At 39.0% G+C, this 25,602-nt stretch carries 20 protein-coding genes and 1 pseudogene; all 21 read left to right on the forward strand.

Annotated features, from left to right (window positions below; translation table 11 throughout):
• The first annotated feature begins 100 nt into the window (after window positions 1–100).
• The 21 genes and pseudogenes from LJD61_RS03370 to LJD61_RS03470 all read left to right on the forward strand — a co-directional run bounded on the left by LJD61_RS03370 (window position 101) and on the right by LJD61_RS03470 (window position 25,499).
• The gene (locus LJD61_RS03370) at window positions 101–589 is read left to right on the forward strand and encodes a hypothetical protein (RefSeq protein WP_255226098.1); all 489 of its coding nucleotides are present in this window, start codon (window positions 101–103) and stop codon (window positions 587–589) included.
• On the forward strand, window positions 586–1,920 hold the full coding sequence (locus tag LJD61_RS03375; RefSeq protein ID WP_255226099.1) for a TrkH family potassium uptake protein: 1,335 nt from the start codon (window positions 586–588) through the stop codon (window positions 1,918–1,920). The genes LJD61_RS03370 and LJD61_RS03375 overlap by 4 nt, the downstream gene beginning before the upstream one ends.
• Window positions 1,921–1,927: 7 nt before the next feature.
• The gene (locus tag LJD61_RS03380) at window positions 1,928–2,578 is read left to right on the forward strand and encodes a potassium channel family protein (RefSeq protein ID WP_255226100.1); all 651 of its coding nucleotides are present in this window, start codon (window positions 1,928–1,930) and stop codon (window positions 2,576–2,578) included.
• A 102-nt stretch (window positions 2,579–2,680) separates the two neighbouring features.
• A complete protein-coding gene (locus LJD61_RS03385; protein WP_255226101.1) occupies window positions 2,681–4,135 on the forward strand; it encodes a sensor histidine kinase in 1,455 nt (484 codons plus the stop codon).
• On the forward strand, window positions 4,125–4,820 hold the full coding sequence (locus tag LJD61_RS03390; RefSeq protein WP_255226102.1) for a response regulator transcription factor: 696 nt from the start codon (window positions 4,125–4,127) through the stop codon (window positions 4,818–4,820). Before LJD61_RS03385 ends, LJD61_RS03390 begins: the two co-directional genes overlap by 11 nt.
• A 103-nt stretch (window positions 4,821–4,923) precedes the next feature.
• A complete protein-coding gene (locus tag LJD61_RS03395; protein WP_255226103.1) occupies window positions 4,924–5,535 on the forward strand; it encodes a hypothetical protein in 612 nt (203 codons plus the stop codon).
• 48 nt (window positions 5,536–5,583) lie between these two features.
• Window positions 5,584–7,830, forward strand: a complete 2,247-nt coding sequence (gene recD2, locus LJD61_RS03400; protein WP_255226104.1) for an SF1B family DNA helicase RecD2 — start codon at window positions 5,584–5,586, stop codon at window positions 7,828–7,830.
• Window positions 7,793–8,488, forward strand: a complete 696-nt coding sequence (locus LJD61_RS03405; RefSeq protein WP_255226105.1) for a ComF family protein — start codon at window positions 7,793–7,795, stop codon at window positions 8,486–8,488. Before recD2 ends, LJD61_RS03405 begins: the two co-directional genes overlap by 38 nt.
• Window positions 8,489–8,546: 58 nt before the next feature.
• Window positions 8,547–8,777 (forward strand): annotated as a pseudogene (locus LJD61_RS03410) (MerR family DNA-binding transcriptional regulator); the annotation flags it as partial.
• 17 nt (window positions 8,778–8,794) lie between these two features.
• Window positions 8,795–9,922: an RNA-guided endonuclease InsQ/TnpB family protein gene (locus tag LJD61_RS03415; RefSeq protein ID WP_255226106.1), complete on the forward strand. Its 1,128-nt coding sequence runs from the start codon at window positions 8,795–8,797 to the stop codon at window positions 9,920–9,922.
• A gap of 176 nt (window positions 9,923–10,098) precedes the next feature.
• On the forward strand, window positions 10,099–10,518 hold the full coding sequence (locus LJD61_RS03420; RefSeq protein ID WP_255226107.1) for a TIGR03826 family flagellar region protein: 420 nt from the start codon (window positions 10,099–10,101) through the stop codon (window positions 10,516–10,518).
• Between the two features lie 95 nt (window positions 10,519–10,613).
• Window positions 10,614–10,919, forward strand: a complete 306-nt coding sequence (locus tag LJD61_RS03425; protein WP_255226108.1) for a flagellar biosynthesis anti-sigma factor FlgM — start codon at window positions 10,614–10,616, stop codon at window positions 10,917–10,919.
• A gap of 18 nt (window positions 10,920–10,937) precedes the next feature.
• Window positions 10,938–11,435, forward strand: coding sequence for a flagellar protein FlgN (locus LJD61_RS03430; protein ID WP_255226109.1), 498 nt, complete (start codon window positions 10,938–10,940; stop codon window positions 11,433–11,435).
• An 11-nt stretch (window positions 11,436–11,446) separates the two neighbouring features.
• Entirely contained in the window at window positions 11,447–12,892 is a 1,446-nt protein-coding gene (gene flgK, locus LJD61_RS03435) for a flagellar hook-associated protein FlgK (protein WP_255226110.1), read from the forward strand.
• Between the two features lie 12 nt (window positions 12,893–12,904).
• Complete coding sequence (gene flgK / locus LJD61_RS03440; RefSeq protein ID WP_255226111.1) at window positions 12,905–14,380, forward strand: flagellar hook-associated protein FlgK; 1,476 nt, start codon at window positions 12,905–12,907, stop codon at window positions 14,378–14,380.
• An 8-nt stretch (window positions 14,381–14,388) separates the two neighbouring features.
• Complete coding sequence (gene flgL / locus LJD61_RS03445) at window positions 14,389–16,458, forward strand: flagellar hook-associated protein FlgL (RefSeq protein ID WP_255226112.1); 2,070 nt, start codon at window positions 14,389–14,391, stop codon at window positions 16,456–16,458.
• Between the two features lie 220 nt (window positions 16,459–16,678).
• Window positions 16,679–17,107: a flagellar assembly protein FliW gene (gene fliW / locus LJD61_RS03450; RefSeq protein ID WP_255226113.1), complete on the forward strand. Its 429-nt coding sequence runs from the start codon at window positions 16,679–16,681 to the stop codon at window positions 17,105–17,107.
• Window positions 17,107–17,331: a carbon storage regulator CsrA gene (csrA, locus tag LJD61_RS03455; RefSeq protein ID WP_255226114.1), complete on the forward strand. Its 225-nt coding sequence runs from the start codon at window positions 17,107–17,109 to the stop codon at window positions 17,329–17,331. The genes fliW and csrA overlap by 1 nt, the downstream gene beginning before the upstream one ends.
• A 359-nt stretch (window positions 17,332–17,690) precedes the next feature.
• The gene (hag, locus tag LJD61_RS03460) at window positions 17,691–18,521 is read left to right on the forward strand and encodes a flagellin Hag (protein ID WP_255226115.1); all 831 of its coding nucleotides are present in this window, start codon (window positions 17,691–17,693) and stop codon (window positions 18,519–18,521) included.
• A 166-nt stretch (window positions 18,522–18,687) separates the two neighbouring features.
• Complete coding sequence (locus tag LJD61_RS03465; RefSeq protein ID WP_255226116.1) at window positions 18,688–21,948, forward strand: glycosyltransferase; 3,261 nt, start codon at window positions 18,688–18,690, stop codon at window positions 21,946–21,948.
• Window positions 21,948–25,499 (forward strand): glycosyltransferase, encoded by a 3,552-nt coding sequence (locus LJD61_RS03470; protein WP_255226117.1) that lies wholly within the window; start codon window positions 21,948–21,950, stop codon window positions 25,497–25,499. Before LJD61_RS03465 ends, LJD61_RS03470 begins: the two co-directional genes overlap by 1 nt.
• Window positions 25,500–25,602 lie beyond the last annotated feature (103 nt).

The raw sequence follows: 25,602 nt of genomic DNA on the forward strand, positions 1-25,602 counted from the left end.
TTATACTATCTTTATACTGCAAGCGCCAATCTTAATACAAAATTTATACCATGCGTGCTACACTTATTTCTATCGGATAGATGCCTGGAAGGTGATGTTGATGGATGCGGCTCTTTTGATCATTTGTTTTTTATACATTGGAATATTGGGTTTTATTATGATGAGCAAGCTGGACTGTTTTATTGCTTCGGACGGTTTTGTCAAAGAGTATCCCGAGGATTGCACGCAGCCGGCTGATGCTGATGCAGTAGTTTATATAGGCAGTGATGTGCATGCACCTGCCTGGTCCTATAAAAATGGTGAAAATTTAAATATAGTTTTTATTACTGAGGTGAGTGAAATCTTAGATGAAAAAAATTTCGGATATATTTTTGCTTTTTCTGAAAGCGATTTGGAAAACTTGATGGTCTCGTCAATGGCGAAGAAAAGGGATGAGAAAGTATATGCCGGAGCTGTCTGCAATGATCCGGGAAACAAAAAACTTTTTAATATGCTCAATATTGCCATATTGCAGCCGGAGCATTTTTCTCCGGAATATATTGTCTCGATAATTAAATCAGACGTTGATAGAAGGGTTAATCTGATATGAAAAAATGGTATCTTTCATATATACAAATCATTGCTGTAGGATTCATGCTTATAATATTGACGGGCGCTGTTCTCCTGAGCCTGCCTGCAGCCTCACGGACGGGCACTTATACGCCGTTTATCGATTCATTCTTTACGGCGGCATCGGCGACCTGCGTTACGGGCCTTGTTGTTTATGATACCTACACCCACTGGTCATTTTTCGGGCAGATAGTCATACTTTTGTTGATCCAGACAGGCGGTTTGGGATTTATGAGCATGGCAACTCTCATATCCATGTTCCTGCGCAGGAAAATAGGCTTGAAGGAGCGTGAACTTATGAAGGAAGCAGTAAGCTCCATGTATCTCGGAGGAATCGTAAGGCTTACGCGCCATGTCCTCATAGGAACGCTCCTTTGCGAAAGCATCGGTGCTATACTTCTTGCTGTTCGATTCTGTCCTGAAATGGGGCTTTGGCAGGGGATATACTATGGAATTTTCCATTCGGTTTCAGCTTTTTGCAATGCCGGTTTTGACCTCATGGGGAGGTTCGAGCAGTTTTCATCCTTGACGAGATACTCGGGAGATATTTTGGTCAATCTGGTCATCATGTCCCTTATCATAATCGGCGGCATAGGATTTTTTGTTTGGGAAGATATCCATAAGCATAAATTGTCTTTCCACAGCTATCAGCTTCATACAAAGATCGTTCTTACCACCACTGCCGCTTTGATAATAGTTCCGTCCATATTGTTCTTCCTGATGGAGAGAGGTTATGCTCTCAAAGAGATGGATACTCTTCAGGCTGTCATAGCATCAGCCTTTCAATCCGTTACGCCCAGGACGGCAGGGTTTAATACCGTTGATATAGCTTCGCTCCGCAGCGGTACGCTGCTGTTGACCATAATCCTCATGATGATTGGAGGATCATCCGGCTCTACAGCCGGCGGTATCAAGACTACAACGCTTGCAGTGCTTATTATGTCGGCCATCTCGGTTATAAAGGGAAGAGATTTTTTGAGGGCATATGAGCGGAAGCTGGAGGGAAACGCTCTAAGGCGGGCTTGTGCGGTATTTCTTACGTATCTTGCCGTAGCCATGTCAGCTACGCTAATACTCAGCCTGCTGCAGGATTTTACCATGGAGCAGTTGCTCTTTGAAGTGTTTTCTGCAATGAGTACCGTAGGCCTGACTACGGGTATAACACCGGCTTTGAGTGCGGTATCAAAGCTGCAGATAGCTTTATTGATGTACTTCGGGCGCGTTGGAGTATTGTCCATCGCTCTGGCATTTACGAAAACCCCTGAAAATGTTCCGGTGGAGTATCCGTGTGAAAAAATAATGATAGGGTGAAGAAAAAATGAAATCTGTATTGGTAATAGGTATGGGTCGTTTTGGACAACATATAGCAATGAAATTTGAAGAGCTTGGCAACGAGGTCATGGCAGTCGATATTTCTGAAGAAAAGATCAACGAGATATTGCCTAAGGTGACCAGCGCTCAGATAGGGGATTGTACTAAAGAACCGGTTTTACGTTCGATAGGTGTCGGCAACTTTGACATATGCATCGTTGCGGTAGGAAATAATTTTCAATCATCCCTTGAAATCACGCTTTTGCTGAAGGAACTGGGTGCCCAGAAGATAATAGCGAAGGCCAGCCGGGATATACATGCAAAATTTCTCATGCGCAGCGGAGCCGATGAGGTCATATATCCGGAAAAAGAGATGGCTGAAAAGGCAGCGGTAAGGTATAACGCAAGAAATGTCTTCGATTACATCGAGCTGACACCGGAGTATTCGGTATTTGAAATCACACCGATGGATTCGTGGATAAACAAGACCATAGAACAGGTGGCCGTAAGAACCAAATATCACATATCCATCCTTGCAACAAAGATAGGAGATAACATAAGGCCCCTTCCTAAGCCGGATCATGTTTTTACACATGAAGAACATTTGATAGTTTTCGGCAGGAAGGAAGACGTATTTAAGTTCACAAAAAGAATATAGGGGAAACTGTGATATAATGGGAATATGAGGAGTTAATTTAACTTGTTATCAGCTGGCACAACAACAGATTAATTCAACACTTTTCTAAAGGTGGATAAGTCTATGGGGAAAATAAGAGCCGTATCCTTTGCCAAACAAATGGCATATGTAGTCATGATCACCGCCTTTGCCACGGGTGTATCCATACTGATCGGGAAATTGGGCATCAACAAGGAAAACGCATTAATGGTCTTTCTCGTTGGAGTCCTTGCGGTGACCGTTCTGACCAGTGGATATATTTATAGTATAACTGCGGCATTTTTCAGCGTGCTGCTCTTCAATTTTTTCTTTACGCCGCCGCTGAGAACTCTAAGGATGAACAATTCAAGTGATGCGATACTTTTGTTCTTCTTTCTCAGCGTAGCACTCATAGCAGGTTCATTGACATCAAGATTTCAAAAACAAGCGGAGGCAGCGCGTAAAAGCGAGCGCATGACAAAGCTGTTATTTGAGGTTAACGAAGGCTTTCTGAATGTCACGGGAGAAAAAAATGCCATAGAGCTTGCTCTGTCATATGCTCACAAATATACGGGATGTCATTGCTCCGTATTTATCGAAGGAAAGGATCAGGTTTTCACCAGCCTTCAGGATAAAGAGCCGGAGCAATTATCGCATCTTGCCGATTTTCAGGAATTGCCCATAATAAGCTCAGGCAAAAGCTTAGGCGTGATGAGAATATATGGAGATGCCTCACAGCTTACTACCGACGGCAGGCATATAGCTAAAAGCATCACTTCTCAGCTGGCTCTCATACTTGACAGAGAATTTATATACAGGGAACGTGAGAATATAAAAGTGGCGATGGAAAGAGAACACATAAAGAGCAATCTGCTCCGCGCCATTTCCCATGATCTGCGAACGCCCCTAACCGCTATTGTCGGAGCAAGCGGTCTGCTTGCGGAAGGCAGTGCCGGTTTCGATTCCGAATCGGTCAGAAAGCTGGCGGCAGATATAAACGAAGAGGCCCTCTGGCTTACGCAGCTTGTTGAAAACATTCTAAATATGACGCGCATTGACGAGGGAAAGCTTACGATCAATAAAAGCATGGAAGTGGTAGATGATGTGGTCAATGAAGCCCTCTCTCATATTCCCGGAACGGCATTCAGAGACAGATTGACAGTATACCTGCCGGACAATTTGATTTCGCTTCCAATGGATGGAACTCTCATAGCACAGGTGCTGACAAATCTTCTTGACAATGCTGTAAAGCATACAAGCGATAAGACAGATATAATATTGCGAGTATATGCTCAAAATGATAATGCTGTATTTGAGGTGCAGGACAATGGACCAGGTATTGACCGCAGCATCAAAGACAGCTTGTTTGACGGTTTTGTCAAGGCTTCTTTAGGCAAATCGGCGGATTCAACCCGCGGAATAGGGCTGGGCCTGGCCATCTGCAAGGCCATTATCGATGCCCATGGGGGCACGATATCGGCTGAAGCTCCGGCTGATGGCGGGGCTTTGTTCCGGTTTAGCCTTCCGATGAAAGAAGGTGATGAGGAAAATGGAAAATAGCTTTAGCATACTTCTTATTGAGGATGATAAATATATAGTCAATTTTATATCCATGTCGCTTAAAGCCTATGGATATGCGTTTGTTACAGCTGGTACGGGCAGAAGCGGGATTTCATTGTTTCGCTCCAATAATCCGGACCTCATCCTGCTCGACCTTGGTCTTCCTGATATGGATGGCATAGACGTCATAAGGGAGATCAGGAAAGACTCGGATACACCTATTATGATAATTTCGGCCCGGGGCCAGGAGCATGAAAAGATAACAGCTCTTGATGCAGGGGCAGATGATTATATAACAAAGCCTTTTCATATGGGTGAGCTCTTAGCCCGTATACGTGTTGTCGAAAGAAAAGCCAAAAGGGAAATGATTCCTGCACAGTCGGAAGAATTTATCTGCGATTATTTGACTGTCAATTTTGAAAAAGGGCGTGTATTCGTTGACGGCTCAGAGGTACATTTGACGCCTATAGAGTTTAAGCTGCTTTCGCTATTGATCGCGAACCGGGGGAAAGTCCTTACCCACAATTATATTTCAAAAGAAGTTTGGGGTTATGGGGAAGCCGGAGATCCGCAATCTATCAGGGTTTTCATGGCAAGCCTCCGGAGAAAGATAGAAAAGGACTCGGCACAGCCCCGTTTTATTATTACGAAGGTAGGAGTAGGATATCGCTTTGCAGACGAATGAGGCTTCGCTTTACTCAAGGATATATTACACAGTTGACACCGAACGTATGTTCGGTTATACTTTAAGAAAATAGTGGAATTTATCCGATGAGGAGGTGGCTTATGTGAATTTGGATTTTTTTCAACAATATGATATTTGTGCATTCACCCCGGAATATTTAAAGGGCGTGGGAGAAGTGACCAAAGTCGTGGTATCCGAAGGGGAAGACCTGATGATATCCATGACTATGAGGGCATTCAGGGCCAATCTGTGCAAATTTTATTCAATAGACTATGGAAGCTTGAGAAAAAAATACAGCCGGATTATAGAGAGTGTAAATTGTATACCTTTGCCTATAAACGGCAATAAGATATTTTTGCAGCTGAAGGTTCGGACTCCTGAGTTCAGAAATGATTGTGCCATGGGGTATCTGGATCTCGGCTCGATAGCGGAGATAAAGGAGTACAAGGATAGAAACAGGGCGCAAATCTGCCTTAGATGCGGGAGAAAGCTGGAGGTCTTATGCAGTATCGGTACGGTAAACAAGCATATAAAAAATGCAAGGCTGGTCCTGGAGCATTATAGAAATGAAAAAGGCTGCGGCCCGTATCCGGAGGTATTGGAGAAAATGTACTCCAACATGGATAAGCCGGCCACAAAAGCGGACATTCTAATTCTGGCCAGAGAGATACTTACCCTTAAAAATAGTTTGAAGGACTATGAAAATGGGGTATAATGAGAAATGAGGAATTAGGAATGAGAAAGTAAGATCGAGGGTTTTAGCATGGATGAAGTTCAAGGCATGATAAATGAAATAGTTTTCAGAAATGAAGTGAACGGATACTCAGTTATTGAGATTTGTGATGAGGGCGAAGAAACCACTGTAGTGGGGTACTTCCCCTATTTGAATATTGGAGAGACCATAAGGGTTGCAGGAGCGTGGGTGGAGCATCCGGATTATGGAAAGCAGTTTAAGATGGAGGCCTATCATGTGGTGACCCCTGCTACCTTAAATGGGATAGAGAGATATTTGTGTTCGGGCCTTATACCGGGTATAGGACCGGCTACCGCTAAAAAGCTGGTGGAAAGGTTCGGCCTGGATACTCTGGATATAATCCAGTACAACCCGCAAAAGCTTACGGAGATAGAGGGCATAGGAGATAAAAAAGCCCAGAAGATATATGATGCATTCATCGAGCAGAGGGAACTCAAGGACATAATGCTTTTCCTTGAAGGCTACAAGATAAGCCCCGCTTATGCGGTGAGGATATATAAGACCTATGGGGCCGAGACGATAAAGGTCATAAGGGAAAATCCGTATAACCTGGCCGAGGATGTATTCGGGATAGGCTTCAAAATGGCTGACAGGATAGCTCTCACAATGGGAATACCCCTTGATTCCGAATACAGGATAGCCTCCGGCACCAGGTATGTGTTGAATCAATTTCACAATAACGGGCATAGCTATGTTCCCCAGGAGCTGCTTATTAAGACTTCCGCTGAGCTTCTCAATGTGAGGGAAGAAGTGATTGAAAATATATTGCTCAGCCTTTTTATAGACAGAAAGATAGTAATAGAAAATCTGGACGATGTAAAGGCCGTATACTCTATAGCTTTTCACAAGGCAGAGGTAGGCATAGTGAGGAGACTTCTCACCTTAGCTCAATTTCCTATTTCAACGGTGCAATTTGATATAGATAATGAAATAAGAAAGCTGGAAGCAGAGGACGGTATAGACCTGGCGGCAAATCAAAGAGAAGCGGTGCAGCAGGCTGCAACAAAAGGCTTGCTGGTGATCACCGGAGGTCCCGGAACGGGGAAAACCACAACCATAAAGACCATAATAAGGCTTTTTGAGAGGATGGGGCTTGACGTCCTGCTTTGTGCGCCTACCGGAAGAGCAGCTAAGAGGATGCAGGAGGCTACGGGCAGGGAATCCCGCACCATACATAGGCTTTTGGAGTATGGTTTCGGTGACAAGGATGAGGATATGGTCTTTCAGAAGAATGAAGACTCTCCTTTGGAGGCGGATGCGATCATAGTGGATGAGGTTTCCATGGTCGATATATTGCTTATGAACAGCCTGCTCAAGGCTATATGTGAAGGTACCAGGCTCATCTTGGTGGGTGATGTGGATCAATTGCCCTCAGTAGGCCCCGGCTGCGTGCTCAAGGATATCATAGACAGCAAGGCTGTTTCTGTGGTAAGGCTGGATGAAATATTCAGACAAGCCCAGGAAAGCATGATCGTTGTCAATGCTCACAGGATAAACAAGGGAGAACCGCCTGTCCTCAATATAAAGGATAAGGACTTTTTCTTCATCCGAGAGGAAAATCAGGCGGAAATCCTGGAAAAGATAAAGGCGCTTTGCAAGGAGAGGCTGCCCAAATATTCGGGGTATAACAGCCATGAAGGCATACAAATACTATCTCCTATGAAAAAAGGAATCTGCGGAGTGATAAATCTCAATACTGAGCTGCAGAAAGTGTTGAATCCACCGCATTTCAGCAAGACTGAAAGACAGTTCAGGGATGTGATCTTTCGTCAAGGGGATAAGGTAATGCAGATCCGCAATAACTACAAGATGAAATGGCAGAGCCTGTCAGACCCCGATTATGAGGGAGAAGGGGTCTTCAACGGAGATATGGGTATAATATCCAAGGTGGATAATGAGGAACAAACCATTGAGGTCATATATGACGGCGAGAGAGTAGTGAAGTATGAAGGCTCGGATCTGGATGAACTGGAGCTTTCCTATGCAGTGACAGTACATAAAAGCCAGGGATCGGAATTTCCTGTATTGGTTATGCCTGTCACATCAGGACCTCCGATGCTGCTGACCAGAAACCTTTTATATACTGCCTTGACAAGAGCAAAGCAGATGGTGGTTTTGGTAGGGCAGGAAAGGTGTATTTATTCCATGGTAAAAAACAATTATGTTACAAGGAGGTACTCAGGCCTGGAGTACAGGCTCCAAAGGCTTGGAAACTTGAATGAACATAATGAAGCTTCTATATCCTCCCAAGAATAGATGCATATTGTGCGGGGTCAAAACTCCGAAAGCACTCTGCAATATCTGCAGTGCTTCCATAGAGTTCATACATGAAAGAAAATGTTTAAAGTGCGGAAAGGGTTTAGCCGATAATTATAGTAAGAATATATGCCCGGACTGTATGGAAAGAAGTTACTCTTTTCATTCTGCCTATTCCTGCTTTTATTACAGAGGAACCGGCAGAGAGCTGATTCATGCATTTAAATATGAAGGCAGGCTGGATATAGCCAAAATATTGGCCAGGCATATGGCAGATGTGATGCATGCTGAAAGCCTGAATGCCGATATGATCGTGCCTGTGCCTATTTTTCAAGCCAAGCTGCACAAGAGAGGCTTCAACCAGGCTGCGGTCATAGGAGAGCATCTTTCAAAGCTTGTGGGCATTACGATGCAGGATTGCCTCATAAGGAATAGGGATACAAAAGAGCAATATGGTCTGGACAAGCTGGAGAGAAGATTAAATGTAAATGATGCATTTTCTCTAAATATGTTATATAATGTAAAGAACATGAAGATTTTGCTGGTAGATGATATATATACCACAGGCAGCACTGTGGATGAATGCAGCAAAATACTTTTGACCTCGGGGGCAAAGCAGATTTATGTTTTAACTGCAGCGGCAGGAATAAATACTTAGATTTGGAGGTATTGTGACAGCTATCGAGTATTTACAAAACTTTATAAAACACCTAAAAATGAAATATTATTCAATCGGAGAATTTGTGAGATTAATAGGAGTTACTCAGCAAACACTTAGAAATTGGGATAAGGCAGGCAAATTAAAACCAAACCATTTAGGTAAAAGTGGTTACAGGTACTATTCTCAACAACAACTTCAATATTATTTAGGGCTTAAAAGTGAAAATTCTGCTAAAAGAAAAGTTGTAGGATATTGTAGAGTGCCGAGCAACAAGCAAAAAGATAATAAAGGAGTTGTTGGAAGATGATAACAGCCTTGAAGGTTAGACTTGAGCCAAATAACAAGCAAAAGTCAAAACTGTTTCAAAGTGCTGGAACAGCTAGATGGGCCTATAACTGGACCCTAACAAAGCAGGAAGAAAACTATAAAAACGGTGGCAAACTTGTAAAGGATGGAGATTTGAGAAAAGAGTTAACGCTTTTAAAGCAAACAGAAGAATACAAGTGGCTTAATAATTACAGCAACAACATAACGAAGCAAGCAGTAAAAGATGCATGCGATGCTTACTATAAGTTTTTCAAAAAGCTTGCGGATAAGCCGAAATTCAAAAGTAGAAAGAAAAGCCAACCTAAATTTTATCAAGATACCGAAAAGATAAAATTCAAGAATGGAAAGGTAAGAATTGAAAAAATAGGTTGGGTACGGCTTTCCGAAAAATACAGGATACCGGAAGATACAAAGTACATTAATCCGAGAGTTAAATTTGATGGAGTTCACTGGTATTTATCGGTAGGTATTGAGGTGGAGCAAGAGCCTATTGAACTTACAGGCGAAAGTATTGGAATTGATGTTGGTGTAAAGGATATGGCAATATGCTCCAATATAGAGCAACCCTACAAAAACATCAATAAAACAAAAATAGTAAAAAAGTTAGAAAAGAAACTGCGTAGGTTGCAACGCAAAATATCGAACAAATATGAAATAAATAGAGAAGGGAGGAGTTACGTTAAAACAAGCAACATTATAAAACTTGAAAAAAACATTAGAAAGTTACATAAACGTCTTGATAATATTAGAACCGACAATAGGCACAAAGTAACTACCGAGATAGTGAAAACCAAGCCATCAAGGATAGTTATGGAAAACCTCAATATTAGCGGAATGATGAAGAATAAGCATTTATCGAAAGCAGTAGCACAACAGGGATTATATGAATTCAAGCAAATGATGCAGTATAAATGCCAAAAGAATGGAATTGAATTTGTAGAAGCAGATAAATGGTATCCTTCATCAAAAACTTGTTCAGAATGTGGGCATATGAAAACCAAACTGTCACTTTCTGAAAGGGAATTCAAGTGTGAATGTTGTGGTTCTGTAATAGATAGGGATAAAAATGCTGCAATTAATTTATCAAGATACAAGGTATCGTAAGACACTAAACGGATTATGATACTATGTACGCTGAGTTACAGCGGAATCTAAGCCTCTGGAGCATCACATCAAACGATAGTAGGTTCGCCGAAGTCGGATGCGTTGAATGAGGAAGTAAACATAAACTTTTATAATGGTTTAAAGAGTTTTATAAGTTTTACGTAACGGGTGGGTCAATGGCAGAATTAAGAAATTGTGTAAGATGCGGTAAGATTTTTGCATATACCTATAATCCCATATGCAATAAATGCCTGGAAGAAGATGAAGAAGAGTTTAAGCTTGTGAAGGAGTACCTCTACGAAAACCCGGGTGCTATAATACCTGAGGTATCTGATGCTACGGGAGTATCGGTGGAAAAAATAATGAGATTCCTTAGAGACGAAAGGCTGGAAATAAATTCAGAGAACAGCAACTTGGTTCTGGAATGTGAGTCCTGTGGAAGGCCTATCAAATCGGGAAGGTTCTGTGAGGAATGCAAAAACAATATTACCTATCGAATGAAGAAAGAATTCGGCATAAACCAAAAAAGACATGATTACATCAAGACTTCAGGAAAAGAAAAAATGCATGTTATTAGAAGGAGAGAAGGCAGGTAGAAGAACTTAGCCTTCTTTTTTTTATTGCCCTATAAACTATATAGGTCTATATACCGATAGATAATATGAGTAGAAGATATAGATGAGGTGATATTATGGGATTTAATATAGACAAAATTCCGGGTATAAACAAAATATACAAGAGCTTTTCTGTGGAAAGGAAGAAGGAAACCCAAGAGGTGTTTTCTTTAAACGGCGGGAAGGATGAATTGACCATTTCTCAGAAGGCAATGGACTATCAAATTGTCAATAAAGGTATGAAAGCCATAGATCAGATTCCGGATATACGCGAGGATAAGGTCAACGACATAAAAGAGAAGATGGATAAGGGCCTGTATGACGTAGACGGCAAGGATATTGCAGAAAAGATGATGTCAGGCAAGTTTGATAAAAAGATATAATGTTGAGGTGCTGTGGTCATGGATAATTTAGATAAGATAATACTGTGCCTGGAAAATCAAAAAAATATATATGAGAAGCTTTTATCCCTATCCATGGAAAAAAAGGATGCAATAATAGAGGGTAAAGTCAATGAGCTTGACAACTTTATTAAGCTGGAAGGGAATCTTATACTTGAAATAGGAAAGTTGGAAGATGAAAGAGACAGTACCGCAGAGGCTTTAGCTAGGGAGCTGGGCTGCAGCCGGGAGAACTTGACCATAAGCTACATATGCAATGAGGTAAAGGACAGCCGCTGTGATCATCTCAAGCAGGTTGCAGGTTCAATAGGAAACACGCTAAACCAGCTGAAGGAAATCAATGATTTAAACGGTGAGCTTATAGAGCAGTCTCTTGAATACATAAATTTCTCCATAAACCTCATTTCAGACTCTATGGAGGGTCAAAATGTTATATACGAAGGGAAACCGGAAGAAAGCAAAGATAATAATGTAAGGCTCTTTGATGCTAAAATATAGGGGGTATTTTCATGAGTTCATTCGGCGGTTTGAGTATTGCAGTATCCGGTTTGTTTGCCCAGCAGAGATCTCTGGATGTTACCGGTCATAATATAAGCAATGTCAATACTATAGGATATTCGAGGCAAAGCGTCATCCATGCATCCTCCAGTCCCCAGCAGATAGGCTGGACCAGGGCAGGGGTAAAGATGGGAAAAGGCACCGGAGTAGATGCAGTTCTCATAATGCAATACAGGGATGAATTTTTAGATAACAAAATAAGAAGGATCAATAAGGATTTGGGCTATTGGACAGCCAAGCAAAGCGGCATAGAGGATATGGAAGGCATTTTCAATGATTTTTCCGATGAAGGCATACAATCTGCCATGAATAATTTCTGGAATGCTTGGGATCAGCTGTCTAAGCCAACCGGCAGGCTTACTTCCAGAGCTCTGGTAAAGGAAAGCGCAATAGCTCTGGTAGAGTCTATCAAAAACACAGATCAACTGCTTAAGGATTATAGAGCTGATAAAGATAGAGAAATCGTAGAGAATGTAGACAGAATAAACCAGATAACTAAGAGAGTAGCAGAGCTCAATGGATTGGTGCAGAAGGTTGAAACCAGCGGGGCGATTGCCAATGACTTTCGAGATGAGAGAAACCTTCTCATCGATGAGCTTTCAACATTGGCGAATATACAAGTCAGTGGCAGCAAATCAGTTACCATATTGATAGAGGGCAGGGCTGTGGTGGACTACGGAGTCGTGGAACAGCTTAAGGCAGTGCCGGATCCCTCGAAAAACGGCCTGGTCAAGCTTGTCTGGGAAGGGGATAATCAGCCTGCATCAATAGAAGGGGGCAAGATAAAGGCTCTCTTTGATACGAGAGATGAGCTGGTGGATAAATTCCGTACCAGATTGGATGAAATGATAAAGGGCCTGGCGGCAGAAATAAATAAGATCCATATTTCCGGCTACGGAGTGAGAGATGATATTCAGAGAAAGTTTTTTATAAACGGAGGAGATCCGGACAGCGATTTCATAGATATGTCAAATATCGCTTTTAACCCGGAGCTAAATGAATATGACAATATCGCAGCCGCAATAACTCCGCCTCCGTATAATGCGGAGGACAACAAGATAGCACTAAAAATCTTGGAGCTGCGCAGCGGCAAGGTTTTCGGAGAGGAAGCTTATGATTCGGCAGGCGGCAAATATAATTTTGATGAATACTACAGAAATATTATATTGGACCTTGGCAAAGCCGGTATGGAAGCCGCCATCAATGCTGAGGCTCAAAGTTCTATGGTGATAGAACTGGAGAATAAAAAAGGAGCCATTATGGGCGTCTCCATGGATGAGGAAATGGGCAATCTCATAAAGTTTGAACACTCCTATAATGCATCTGCCAGAATGGTGAATGTAATGGATGAGATGCTTGAAATCATAGTAAATAAACTTGGAATAGTCGGAAGGTAGGTATGCAGTGATATGAGAACTACATTCGGAAGCTTAAACATAGTGAATAGCGGTCTATTTGCCAGTCGCAGGGCTTTGGATGTGACAGGCCATAATATCGCGAATGTCAATACGGAAGGATACTCAAGGCAGGTATTGATGCAGAAAGCCTCTATGCCTCTTTGGGGAGACCCTAAAGGTGTCATAGGCACCGGGGTAGATACCTACAATATATTAAGGATCAGAAACGAATATTTGGATAAGAAGTATTGGAACCAGAACAGAGCGGTAGGAGAGTGGCAAATAAAGCAGCAGAACCTGGAGAATATGGAGTCTATCTTTAACGAACCCACCGAGACAGGCATAAGAAAGGTCATTGATGAATTTTTCATTGCTTTGGATGAGCTTTCTAAAAAATCCGGAGATTCCACCAGGCGCATAGCTGTTGTGGAAAATGCCAATACTTTGGCCAAATCTATAAACCGAAACGGAAATGAAATAATAAGCTCCATAAGAGAGACCAATGAGGAAGTAAAAACCAAAGTCGACGAGATAAACTCTCTGGCCTATCAAATATCAGTGTTGAACAATAATATATTCAACATGGAGCTGGGGGACTCTCAGGCCAATGACCTGAGAGATCAGAGAAATGTGCTGTTAGATAAACTCTCCAAGATAATCGATATAGATGTAAGCACAAGGAAAGACAGCAATAAAAATGAATACATGAGCATAAAAATAGGAGGCATAACCTTAGTCGATCATACAAATTACGACGAGCTCGCCTATGTAGAGGAGGATGTGGCAGGCATAACCGAGCTGGGTGCGGGCAAGATGGCCCAGGTGGTCTGGAAGGGCCTGGAGAGCCAGAAGGTGAGCATAAGAGGCGGCGAATTGAAGGGCCTGCTGGATATTAGAGATGGCAACGGGCAAGGATTGAATTATAGAGGTTTGGTCTACTATCTCGATAAACTCAATGAGTTTGCCAGGGACTTTTCAAGCAAGATAAATGAAGTGCATCGCAAGGGTATTGACTTTAAGGGCGAGGCCGGCGGTGATTTCTTTAATGTACCTGACGGAGATTACAGCAAAATCAACTGCACTAATTTCGGAGTAAGCGGAGCTCTGCTTGTAGATCCGGATTTGATAGCAGCTTCCTCTGACATAGGAGGAGAAAGCAATAATGATAATCTGAAGGAATTGATAAAGCTCAAGGACAAAGCGGATATGTTCAGCTCTACCACAGGTACCCCGGATGACTTTATAAAGGCCCTGCTTTCCTCTCTTGCAGTGGATTCACAGCAGGCAGAGAGAATGGCGATCAATTCGGAGATCCTCATCACTGATACGGATAACAGGAGAATATCCGCTTCCGGAGTCTTGATGGATGAAGAAATGGGAAACATGGTGAAATTCAGCCAGGCCTATAATGCGGCAGCGAGAGCGATAACTACTCTGGATGCCATTTTGGACACCACTATCAATAGGCTTGGGCTTGTAGGAAGATAGAACTCAGGATGAAGAACTCAGAACTCAGAGTGCATGTATTCCGTACTAACCCCATAGAAATACAAAGAGGTGATGAAATGCGAGTTACGAATACTATGATGGTTAATAACCTGTTAAGAAATCTATATAAAAACTATACAAAAATGGACAAGTCCCAACAGATGCTTTCTTCTCAAAAGAAATTTCTCAGGCCATCTGATGACCCTATAGGTGTCACCAGAAGTCTTCGCTTGTCCACTGAAATACTAAATATGCAGCAATATAAGAGAAATACTGAGGACAGCGACTCCTGGCTCCAGAGCAGTGAGCAGGCCGTCAATAACATAATATCTGTCATGCAGAGAATAAGGGAATTGACAGTCCAGGGCTCCAATACAGGCACCTATTCCCCTGATGATAGAAAGAAGATTGCCGACGAGATAAAAGAACTGAAGGAGCAATTAATAGGCATCGGCAATACTGCTTATGCCGGCAGCTACCTCTTCTCAGGCTTTAAAACCGACAAGCCCCTTCTCAATAAGGACGGCACCTATGATTTGGATGGAGGTATACTTAGAGCCGGGGAAACCATCGAAGTCAATGTAGGAATAAGCGATAGGATAGGCATGAATACTCTTGGCCAGAAGATCTTTGGCAGCATGGCCACCACCACCTATGATGAATACATTTTGAAAGGCGTCAGTGAATTTAAGGGCGTGACTTTCGACGGAAGCAACAATACCATAACCATAGAATATGAAGGCATGGCACCTATTAATATAACTATGGATAATGAGACCTATAACTCTATAGACGGCCTCAGATTCGTAAAGGACTTAAATGAAAAAATTGATGCCACTCCATTGAAGGGTCTGGTAAAAGCAGAACTGGAAGATGGAATCGTAGTATTCAAAGGACCCAGAAACTTTAATATAGATAGCGCCGGTACTACCATGGATGTCAAGGATATCATGGGCATTGAAAAGGGCAAAAACGCTGATTTATCAAAGGTTGTAGTGTCGGATATTGACGATATTGACCGGGAAATATTTCATGGTTCTACAGAGTATTTGCTGAAAGCCGAAGGCGGTTTTAGCGGAACTGCAGCAGGCGATAAATTTGTCATATATTATGGCGACAATAAATATGAGATTGAAATGGATAGAGCTTATGGTGCTGCAGAAGATAAAGAATTCATATATGATTTTAATAAAAAATTGGCTGAAACCTCCGGTTTGGCAGGTCATGTCAAACTGTATGAAAAGGATGGGGGCTTTGCCATATCCGCCGATAAGAATTTTAAATTAGATGCTGCAAATTTTGACAAACTGGGATTTGAAGATGCCACCAGCGGCTTAAAAGGCGCTAAAGCTGCCTATGCTATAGAAGGCGGCGCATTGGACTTGGTCTACGGCGATATCACAATACCTGCATCTCCAGATAACAAGCTTTATATAAACTATGGCGGCAATAATTATACAATAAACTTGACTGCAAAAACCTATGATAATACACCCGGTAATACATTTGATGATTTGATAAAAGATATTCAGCATCAAATTAATACTGACCCTGCTCTTAATGACCTTAAAGGGTACGTGACCGTTACCGGCGTAGATGGAAGCATAAAATTCAACTCGGATTCTCCTTTTGATTTGGTATATGGGGGCACTCCTGTTACTAATGTTGCATTGATGGCTTCCCTGGGATTTACTACGGAAAAAGAAGGGCTCCTTATAGGAGACAGGGTAGAATCCGGAGGTGCCACCCAATTATTAGGGATGCTTGATAAACTGATTGAAGATTTGAATACAAACAATTCTGATGGAATCAGCAAAAATCTTGCAAGGCTGGACGCTCATATAGGAAACCTTAACTCTGTGAGAGCAGAGATGGGTGTAAAAGCCAATAGATTGGAGCTGACACTTAATAGGATAGAGGATGACAATGTAAACCTGAGGGGCCTGCTATCCAAAAATGAAGACATCGACATGGCAGAAACCATAATAAAGCTTCAAATGCAGGAAAATGTATATAATGCTGCTCTCTCGGTAGGCTCTAAGATAATAAGCCTTTCTCTGGTTGATTTTATCAGGTAAGGGAGACGCAAACCACTGAAAGTCTCGCTTTGTAGGGAACGCATTCTATGCGTTCCGCGACCCTAGAGGAATACATTCACCCTGAGCTCTGAATCCTGAGTTCTATCACCTATTTATAAAATTCCTATTGTAAAAATTGGTTGAAAAATGTAGAATTGAATTATAAAACTGGGTTCAAAAGGCACTCATTCGCCTATGGCCCTGATAGGAGGCCTCCAAATTGAAAGTCAAAACCAGATTTTTTGGCGAAGTAAATATAGACGAAGATCAAATAATCAGCTTTGTAGAGGGAATTCCAGGCTTCCCGGAACAAAAAAAATACATAATTCTTAATGACGATGATACAGACTTTACATTTTTGCAATCAACTGAGGAAGAAGGCCTATGCTTTATCACACTGCCTCCTGCTATGATAGTAGGAGACTATAGCTTTGACATCAGTGATGAGACTGTAGAAAAGCTGGAACTCAAAAGCCCGGAAGATGTCTTAACATTAGCCATACTGAATATTCCGGAGGACTTAAAAAAAATGACGGCCAATCTGAGAGCTCCTATAGTTATAAACACAAAGAACAAAATAGGGGTTCAGGAGCTGTTGAATGACGACAATTACAGCATGAAGCATCAAGTCTTTAGGAGGGATGTCTAGTGCTGGTTTTGGCAAGAAAGAAAGATGAGGCCATAGTCATTGGTGACGATATTGAAATAATAATAACAGAGATATCCGAAGACAAAGTCAAGATAGGCATCAAAGCCCCAAAGCATATGAAAATCTTTAGAAAAGAGCTTCTGGCGCAAGTAAAAGAAGAAAATCTGGAATCTGCATCTGTCAAAGTAGACTTGGAAGCATTGGCAAAGGCTATGAAGAAATAGGACAGGAATCGCTAAAAGACACGTTTGTCATCCTGAGGGCTCTGCCCGAAGGATCTCAGATCCCAAAGTAAAACCCAAATACCAGTGGCTAGCGTCTAACATGTCATTCTGAACGATAGTGAAGAATCTAAGACCCAAAAGGAATACCCAGGCTTACCCATTTGCCAAAATATCTAAATAAACCACAAAATATTATAAAAAGAGCTAAAGTTCCATAAACCAACATCCGATATATAAATATGAAAGCAAAAGACAATATTTTCTATGAAGTAGGGCCCACGGATTAGAGAATGGAGTCTTTGCAAATAAATTCCGGAAAGGACTCCGGATAAAAAACATAATTCAAGGAGGAAAAATAAATGAGAATTAACAACAACTTAATGGCAATGAACACTCATAGACAGCTAGGTGTTAACAATGCAGCAGGTGCAAAGTCTATAGAAAAATTATCATCGGGCTTCAGAATCAACAGAGCAGGTGATGATGCAGCAGGCTTGGCGATATCCGAGAAAATGAGATCACAGATCAGAGGCCTCAATATGGCTTCAAGAAATGCACAGGATGGTATTTCCTTGATCCAGACAGCAGAAGGCGCATTGACTGAGACTCATGCAATGCTTCAGAGAATGAGAGAATTGGTTGTTCAGGCTGCCAACGATACGAACACTGATGAAGAGAGAGTTAGAATCAATGAAGAATTGGCTCAATTAGAAGAAGAAATAACTGCTATTACAGAAAAGACTGAATTCAATAAAAAGACATTGCTTGCCGGAAGCTTTGCTACTTCACAGATAAACCTTCAGGTTGGAGCAAACAGCGGTCAATTTATTTCCTTTAATATAGGAAATATGGATGCATCTGCAATAGGAGTTAGCGGTATTGCTGCTGCAGTTTCAAACGGAGATGCTACTGCAATTACTGCTAAGATAGCCGATGTTGATTCTGCAATAGAAATGGTTTCAGCTGAAAGATCCAAGCTGGGTGCTGTTCAGAACAGATTAGAGCATACTATCAAAAACGTGGATAATACTTCAGAAAACTTGTCAGCTGCAGAAAGCAGAATAAGAGACGTAGACATGGCTAAGGAAATGATGGAATTCACTAAGCAGAACATATTGCAGCAGGCAGCCACAGCAATGTTGGCTCAGGCAAATCAAGCTCCTCAGTCAGTATTACAATTACTGAGATAGTCATAATTAAAATAAAAACATTCGGAAGGATCCTTCCGAATGTTTTTATTTTAATTCAAGTATATTGCGGTATATGTCTTAAGCGAATCAAGAAAAATGTCGATATTAATAATATGGTGGTATATAATGAAATATAATAGAATTGGAAGTATAAGGTGGGATGAGAGTGAAAATTAGCCTTTGCATGATAGTAAAAAATGAAGAAAAGAATATAGTAAATTGTTTAGATAGAGCCCTTGAGGTGGTGGATGAGGCAATAATTGTTGATACCGGATCTACCGATAAAACAAAGGAGCTTTTAGGAGAAAAATATGCCCGGGATTCCAGGGTAAAAATAATAGAATATATCTGGGAAGATGACTTCAGCAAAGCAAGGAATAAATTCTTAGAATATGCTGAGGGAGAATGGATACTCGTATTAGATGCGGATGAAAGACTTTTTTGTGATAGGAAAAGGTTGGAGGAATTTTTGAATAGCCGGGAGGATAAGGCTTATATAATCCCTATTTATAACATTATGGACAGGGATAATATTACTATATCTTCTACAATGACAAGGCTTTACAGAAATGATAACCCAAGTTATAGGGGGGCTATTCATGAGCAGATTCTTATAGATGGGAAGATTCTTATTCCCGATATAGTGGACGGAGATATTTGTAAAATCTATCACTACGGTTATACAGGAACTGTTTTTAAGGAAAAAGGGAAACAAGGAAGAAATATGGATATCATAAAGGCTCAGATAGAAGAAGAACCAAATGTACCTTTCCACTGGTACAACAAAGGCGTTATGGAAATGTGCCAGGAAAACTATGATACTGCAATTGATGATTTTATAAAATCCCATAGACTGACTAATAAAACAAGGATGGCTTTCCACGATGATTTGGTAATCAGGCTCATACAATGTATGGTTATTGAAAAGAAATATAAAATGGCAATTGAATTTATAAAGACCGTAGCTAATGACCCATATATAGGGAAAATACCTGATATATATTATTATTGTGGGATAGCTTATGCCAATATAAAAAAATATTCTTTGGCAACAAAGAATTTCAAAAAAGCTGTAGAAATGGGAGAATATGAAAAAGGCACTTCAAAATACGGAGCAGGAAGTTTTTTGCCCAAAATTGAATGGGCTAAGGTATTGCTATTTCAGAAAAAGAAAGATGCAGCCATAGAAAAATATAAGGAAGCTGTTTTCGATAAGAATAACATAAAGAAGCAGGGTTTGGAAGAATTAAAGCATTTATTAAAAGAGGAAAATAAAATAGAGGAACTAAACCAGCTAGAAAAAAATTTATCCAACCATAAAACAAATCAATTAGATAATACGGATTTTGATAAATATAAAAGCGGAGTAAAAGAAAATATAAAAACCTTAGTTGAAAGCGGCATGTTGAAAGAAGCGAAAGAAGCTATTGAAGAGTATGAAAAGATAGTCAAGGATGATATAGATATCTATTCCATCAAAGGGGTCATAGCTATAATGGAAGGCTATATGGACGAAGCGGAAAAGGTGCTGAAAGAAGGACTTGATATAGATGGGACAAGCTTCGATTTATTATATAATCTTGCTTATTTATATCAATCAAATGGCCTCAATGAATTGGCAATAGAATACTATAAGAAAGTGCTGCAAAATGCCAGAAAAGAAAGCGATGAAGATGAGATATATGAGATATTGCAAGAACTGGGGGCTAAGGAGAGCAAGGAAGAGATATTAAAGTATGCGATACCTAAAACCAGCATTATCATATTGACTTATAATAATCTTCAATATAATAAGCTATGTATAGAAAGCATTAGAAAATACACACCAAAAGGTGCATATGAAATTATAGTAGTTGATAATAATTCTACTGATGGAACCGTAGAATGGCTTAAAGAGCAAAAAGATTTGAATCTAATCCTTAATGATGATAATATGGGATTTCCCAAGGGCTGTAACCAAGGGATTAAAGCAGCAAAGAATAATAATGATATTTTGCTGCTTAATAATGATGTGGTAGTTACACCGAACTGGCTGACTAATTTAAAAAAATGCTTATATAGCAGTGATGATATAGGGGCAGCAGGATCAATTACAAATTCTTGTTCTAATTATCAGACTATATCTGTTAACTATACTAATTTGGATGAGATGATTAACTTTGCAGAAATTAATAATATCAACAATGAGTCTCTATGGGAAGAAAGATTGAGACTTGTTGGTTTTTGCATGCTGATCAAAAATGAAGTAGTTAAAAAAGCAGGTTTATTAGATGAAATATTTACACCGGGGAATTTTGAAGATGACGATTATTCATTTAGGATAAGACGAGCAGGGTATAGGCTGATGCTGTGTAAAGATAGCTTCGTTCATCATTTTGGAAGCGTATCATTTGGAAAAGTATCTAAGGAATACAGCGAATTATTAATAAATAACAAAAGAAAATTCGCAGAGAAATGGGGATTTGATCCTTATTATATTATAGAGATAAAAAAAGAAATAACAGAATTGATTAGTAAAGAAAACAACAAGCATGATATCAGCGTATTACATATTGGATGTGCCGGTGGCGGGACACTGCTTGATATAAAAAATGCGATTCCATCTGCTGAGCTATATGGAATAGAGGCTATAGAAGAAGTAATAGTAAATACAAATCATTTTGCCCATATTGAAGCAGGTAAACTGGAGGAAATAAAGACTTTCAAGAAGAGCACTTTCGATTATATAATAATCACTGAACTTCAAGACAATGAAACAAGCATTTTAGAAATTTTAAGATACACAAAAAAGTACTTAAATGATGAAGGAAAAGTGTATATTTGTCTCTATAAAGATAAAGTAACACTAAGCAATAAACTAATGGAGAAGTTATTAGATGAGATAGGAAATTATAAATTTGAATTAATTCAAGTCAATGGTCAGCAAATTTTTTGTATGAAAAAAGACTGTATAAAAGAACCTATAAAAAATATAAAACTAACTTTTTACAGAAAAGAAGATTTAGATAAAATTAGCTATAGCTTAATAGATGGTAATGCTCACGACAACAAAGCCCTTGAAAAGCTTATCAGAAGATTGGACAACAATATAGATTTTGAGAACAATTTAGAAAAACTTAGAAATATGATTAGTGGCGGTAATATAGAAGCAGAAGATTTAAAATCGATTATAGTAAAGCATGGAATTGATAAAGTAAACCTGTTTAATATAGTCGGTATTGTATACTATCAATTTAATATTATTGATAAAAGCTTAATGTTTTTGGAAGAGGCATTTAAAATGAATAACAAAAATAGTGATACTATCTATAACATTGCTTATGTGCTGCATCAAATCAAAGAGAATAAACTTGCTTTAGAATTTCTAGCTGATATTGATGACTCGGAACTACAGCAGCTTAAACAGCAAATAGAGGAGGCAATATGATGAAGGAGAATAAGATTTGCTTTATAAGCTGTGTAAATAATCAACAGCTTTACAATGAAGCTCTTTATTACATTGATCAGCTAGAAGTGCCAAAAGGATATGAAATAGAATGTATTTCAATAGAAAATGCTAATTCTATGACAGCAGGATATAACAAGGCCATGGGAGCTTCAGATGCAAAGTATAAGGTATATATGCATCAAGATGTTTATATACGAAATCGGTCCTTCATAAATATCATGCTAAATATTCTAACGAGCAATAGAAATATAGGCATGATAGGGCTAACAGGCACTAAGGTTATTCCTGTCAATGGGGCCTGTAATGAATGCAGTCAAAAATATGGGCAGGTTTATAGTACCCCGACTGGAGTAATAAAGTTATTAGCATATAATGAAGTTGTAAGCGAATATGAAAAAGTTCAGGCAGTAGACGGATTCATTATGGTAACGCAGTATGATATTCCTTGGAGAGAAGATATTTTTGATGGATGGTCTTTTTATGATATATCGCAAAGCCTTGAGTTTATGAAAGCTGGTTATGAGGTAGTCATTCCAAAACAGGAAGAAACGTGGGTGATTCATGAGGCTAGTGGCTCTAATACCGGAGTTGAGTTCGGAGATTATTGCAATATATTTATGGAAGAATATCATAAATATATTATTGAAACTTTTATATATGATATAGAAAAAGAAAATAATATTCTTGACGAAGCTGCTATAGTATGGAGAAATTATTATGCTACTAAAACTAATGATAAAGAATATGTAAAGCCTATTGATGATTATATAATTAATAAATTTAATCTTCATTCAGAAAAAACTAGCGATTTATTTGATTTCGATAAAATTCCAGCTTTGGAGATTGTATACAATAATAAAAATGAATTTTTGAAGTATGTCCATAATGCAAAAAATAGTTTACATAATAGAAATTATGAGGAAGCATCAAGATGGTGTTTTGAAGGAGCAAGATATGCTTCAGAAAATCATCCGGGTTTTTATACATCACCAGAGCTGGAAAAAATATTGATAGAATGCGCAGAACATGTGCCACAAAGTAATTATAAGCTAGATATACCCCAAACTAACAACAAGAAGAGAAAGGTTCTGCATGTCTTGAGTGAGGGGTATTCTACTGGCGGGCACACCAGATTAGTTAAAAATTGGATAGGAAAGGATAATGAGTCAATTCATTCCCTCATAACTACTTGGCAAATTAACACAACTCCGATGGGGCTAATTAACGCGGCCCAAGAAAGCGGTGGGTGGGCTTATTCATTACAGCAGCTTGCTAATTTTATAGATAGAGCTTCCGTTTTAAGGAAAATAGCCTATGAATGGGCAGATATTGTTGTTCTTCATGTACATATGTTTGACCCTATTCCTATTATGGCGTTTGGCGTAGAAGGAGGACCACCGGTTTTATTTATGAATCATGGAGATCATGTTTTTTGGATAGGGACAAGCATAATTGACAACTTAATAAACTTTAGAGAATCCGGAAGAAAATTATCAAAAATAAGAAGAAATATATGTAGAACTTCACTTCTGCCTTTGCCTCTTGAGTTGCCAGATATAAAACTTGAGTATAAAAACAGGATTAGGAATAAGTTAGGTATTAAACAAAATGCCGTAGTTTTATTAACTATAGCGTCAGCTTATAAGTTTAAAACATTCGGTGAAATTCATTATATAGATATATTAAAAAGAGTGCTTGATAGACACAATGATGCTGTGGCTATTGTCGTTGGGCCTGATAATATGGAATTATGGGGGAAGGCGAATAAAGAAACAAAAGGTAGAATTCTTCCTATAGGGATACAACAAGATATAGAAAAATATTATGCCATAGCGGATATATATATAGATTCTTATATGGTTGGTTCCGTAACTTCGGCATTAGATGGCGGATTAAATAAACTGCCTGTTGCAGCATTACAAAACTATAACAATAGAACGCTTTCCTTTAATGACATATCATATAATAGTGATGATATGAATTTCAATAATATGGAGGATTTTGTTAATTATATAAGCAAGTTAATATCAAATAAAAACTATAGAGAAAAAGAAGGAAAAGAGTTATCCATACAAATTGAGAAGGATCATATTTACAAATGGTGTGACTATTTAAATGAAATATATAAAGGAGTAGAGAATAAAGCTCATAATATATATTTGAATCATAATGTTGAAAATTTATTAAGTAATGAAGATTTATCTCTTGCTTTATTCCAAAGAAAAGAAATTTGTAATGGAAATAAAGAGCAGTTAATTTTTTCGGAAAGTGTTTCTCAATTGATAGTAGAGACCACATGCGAAGATATAGAGATTGAAATACAACCACTACTCCATAAAGAAGCACTTGAAAGAGTGAAAAAGAAAGAAATTATTAAGGTAGCCTTTTTTGCAATTCATTCGTCAGTTTGGAAATATGATAAAATATATCAACTTATGGAGCAGGATCCAAGGTTTGATCCTGTTGTGGTAATATGCCCAGTAGTTAATTACGGTAAAGGAAATATGCTTGAAGAAATGGAAAAGTCATATAAACTCTTCAAAAATAAAGGATATAATGCGATTAAAACATATGACGAAGAGGATGATACTTATCTAGATGTGAAGCATGAAATTGCTCCGGATATTATTTTTTATACTAACCCTTATGAAGGATTAATAATGGATAAGTATTATATTACAAATTTTAAAGATACACTGACTTGTTATACACAATATGGCTTTTATATAGGGAAAATACATGAAGTTATGTATAACCTTTTTTTTCACAATATTCTATGGAAGGCTTTTTATCAGACAAATATGCATAAAAAAATGGCAATAGAAATCGCCAGAAATAAGGGACGCAATGTAATTGTCACAGGATATCCGGGAGTAGATGACCTTGTATACGGGGTTAGAACATGTGATAATATTTGGAAAAACCCTGATGAAAATTTAAAACGAATCATATGGGCACCGCACCATACGATTGATGATAGAGAAAAACTCAATCTTAATTTTTCAAATTTCATGAGGTATTATCAAACTATGATTGATATAGCGCGGAAATACAGCAATAAGATTCAGATTGCATTCAAACCTCATCCACTTTTAAAGGTTAAACTATATGATTATTGGGGCAAGGAACGCACAGATAGCTATTACAAGCAATGGGAGAATTTAAATAATACTCAGGTTGAGCTTGACCAGTATATTGATTTATTTAATTCATCTGACGCGATGATTTTAGATAGTGCTTCTTTCGTTGCTGAATATTTGTATTGTGGCAAACCTTCTTTATATACATTTGCAGACGATAACGTAAAAAATAGATTTAATGATTTTGGAAAACTTGCACTTGAGCAACATTATCATGCATATAATGAAACGCAAATAGTTGAATTTATTGAATTAGTATGCAATGGAGAGGATCCTAAAAAAGAAAGCAGACGAGAATTTTATAATAATTTTCTGATTCCCCCGAACAATAAATCGGCATCAGAGAATATTTATATTGAAATATGTAAAGAAATTTGGAATAGTCATTAGCGTAAAGCTACTGGAATTGTAAATAAATTTTATAGATACTCAAATAAATATTGTACATTAATTATAAAAAATAGGAGTGTAAACTTTACGCTACCTTTATTAT

The organism is Lutispora saccharofermentans, assembly GCF_024363565.1.
Classification (GTDB): Bacteria; Bacillota; Clostridia; order Lutisporales; family Lutisporaceae; genus Lutispora; species Lutispora saccharofermentans.

Coding starts and splice junctions, on each gene's coding strand:
- LJD61_RS03370 (WP_255226098.1), top strand. CDS start 101: ATGGATGCGGCTCTTTTGATCATTTGTTTTTTATACATTGGAATATTG.
- LJD61_RS03375 (WP_255226099.1), top strand. CDS start 586: ATGAAAAAATGGTATCTTTCATATATACAAATCATTGCTGTAGGATTC.
- LJD61_RS03380 (WP_255226100.1), top strand. CDS start 1,928: ATGAAATCTGTATTGGTAATAGGTATGGGTCGTTTTGGACAACATATA.
- LJD61_RS03385 (WP_255226101.1), top strand. CDS start 2,681: ATGGGGAAAATAAGAGCCGTATCCTTTGCCAAACAAATGGCATATGTA.
- LJD61_RS03390 (WP_255226102.1), top strand. CDS start 4,125: ATGGAAAATAGCTTTAGCATACTTCTTATTGAGGATGATAAATATATA.
- recD2 (WP_255226104.1), top strand. CDS start 5,584: ATGGATGAAGTTCAAGGCATGATAAATGAAATAGTTTTCAGAAATGAA.
- LJD61_RS03405 (WP_255226105.1), top strand. CDS start 7,793: ATGAACATAATGAAGCTTCTATATCCTCCCAAGAATAGATGCATATTG.
- LJD61_RS03415 (WP_255226106.1), top strand. CDS start 8,795: ATGATAACAGCCTTGAAGGTTAGACTTGAGCCAAATAACAAGCAAAAG.
- LJD61_RS03420 (WP_255226107.1), top strand. CDS start 10,099: ATGGCAGAATTAAGAAATTGTGTAAGATGCGGTAAGATTTTTGCATAT.
- LJD61_RS03425 (WP_255226108.1), top strand. CDS start 10,614: ATGGGATTTAATATAGACAAAATTCCGGGTATAAACAAAATATACAAG.
- LJD61_RS03430 (WP_255226109.1), top strand. CDS start 10,938: ATGGATAATTTAGATAAGATAATACTGTGCCTGGAAAATCAAAAAAAT.
- flgK (WP_255226110.1), top strand. CDS start 11,447: ATGAGTTCATTCGGCGGTTTGAGTATTGCAGTATCCGGTTTGTTTGCC.
- flgK (WP_255226111.1), top strand. CDS start 12,905: ATGAGAACTACATTCGGAAGCTTAAACATAGTGAATAGCGGTCTATTT.
- flgL (WP_255226112.1), top strand. CDS start 14,389: ATGAAGAACTCAGAACTCAGAGTGCATGTATTCCGTACTAACCCCATA.
- hag (WP_255226115.1), top strand. CDS start 17,691: ATGAGAATTAACAACAACTTAATGGCAATGAACACTCATAGACAGCTA.
- LJD61_RS03470 (WP_255226117.1), top strand. CDS start 21,948: ATGAAGGAGAATAAGATTTGCTTTATAAGCTGTGTAAATAATCAACAG.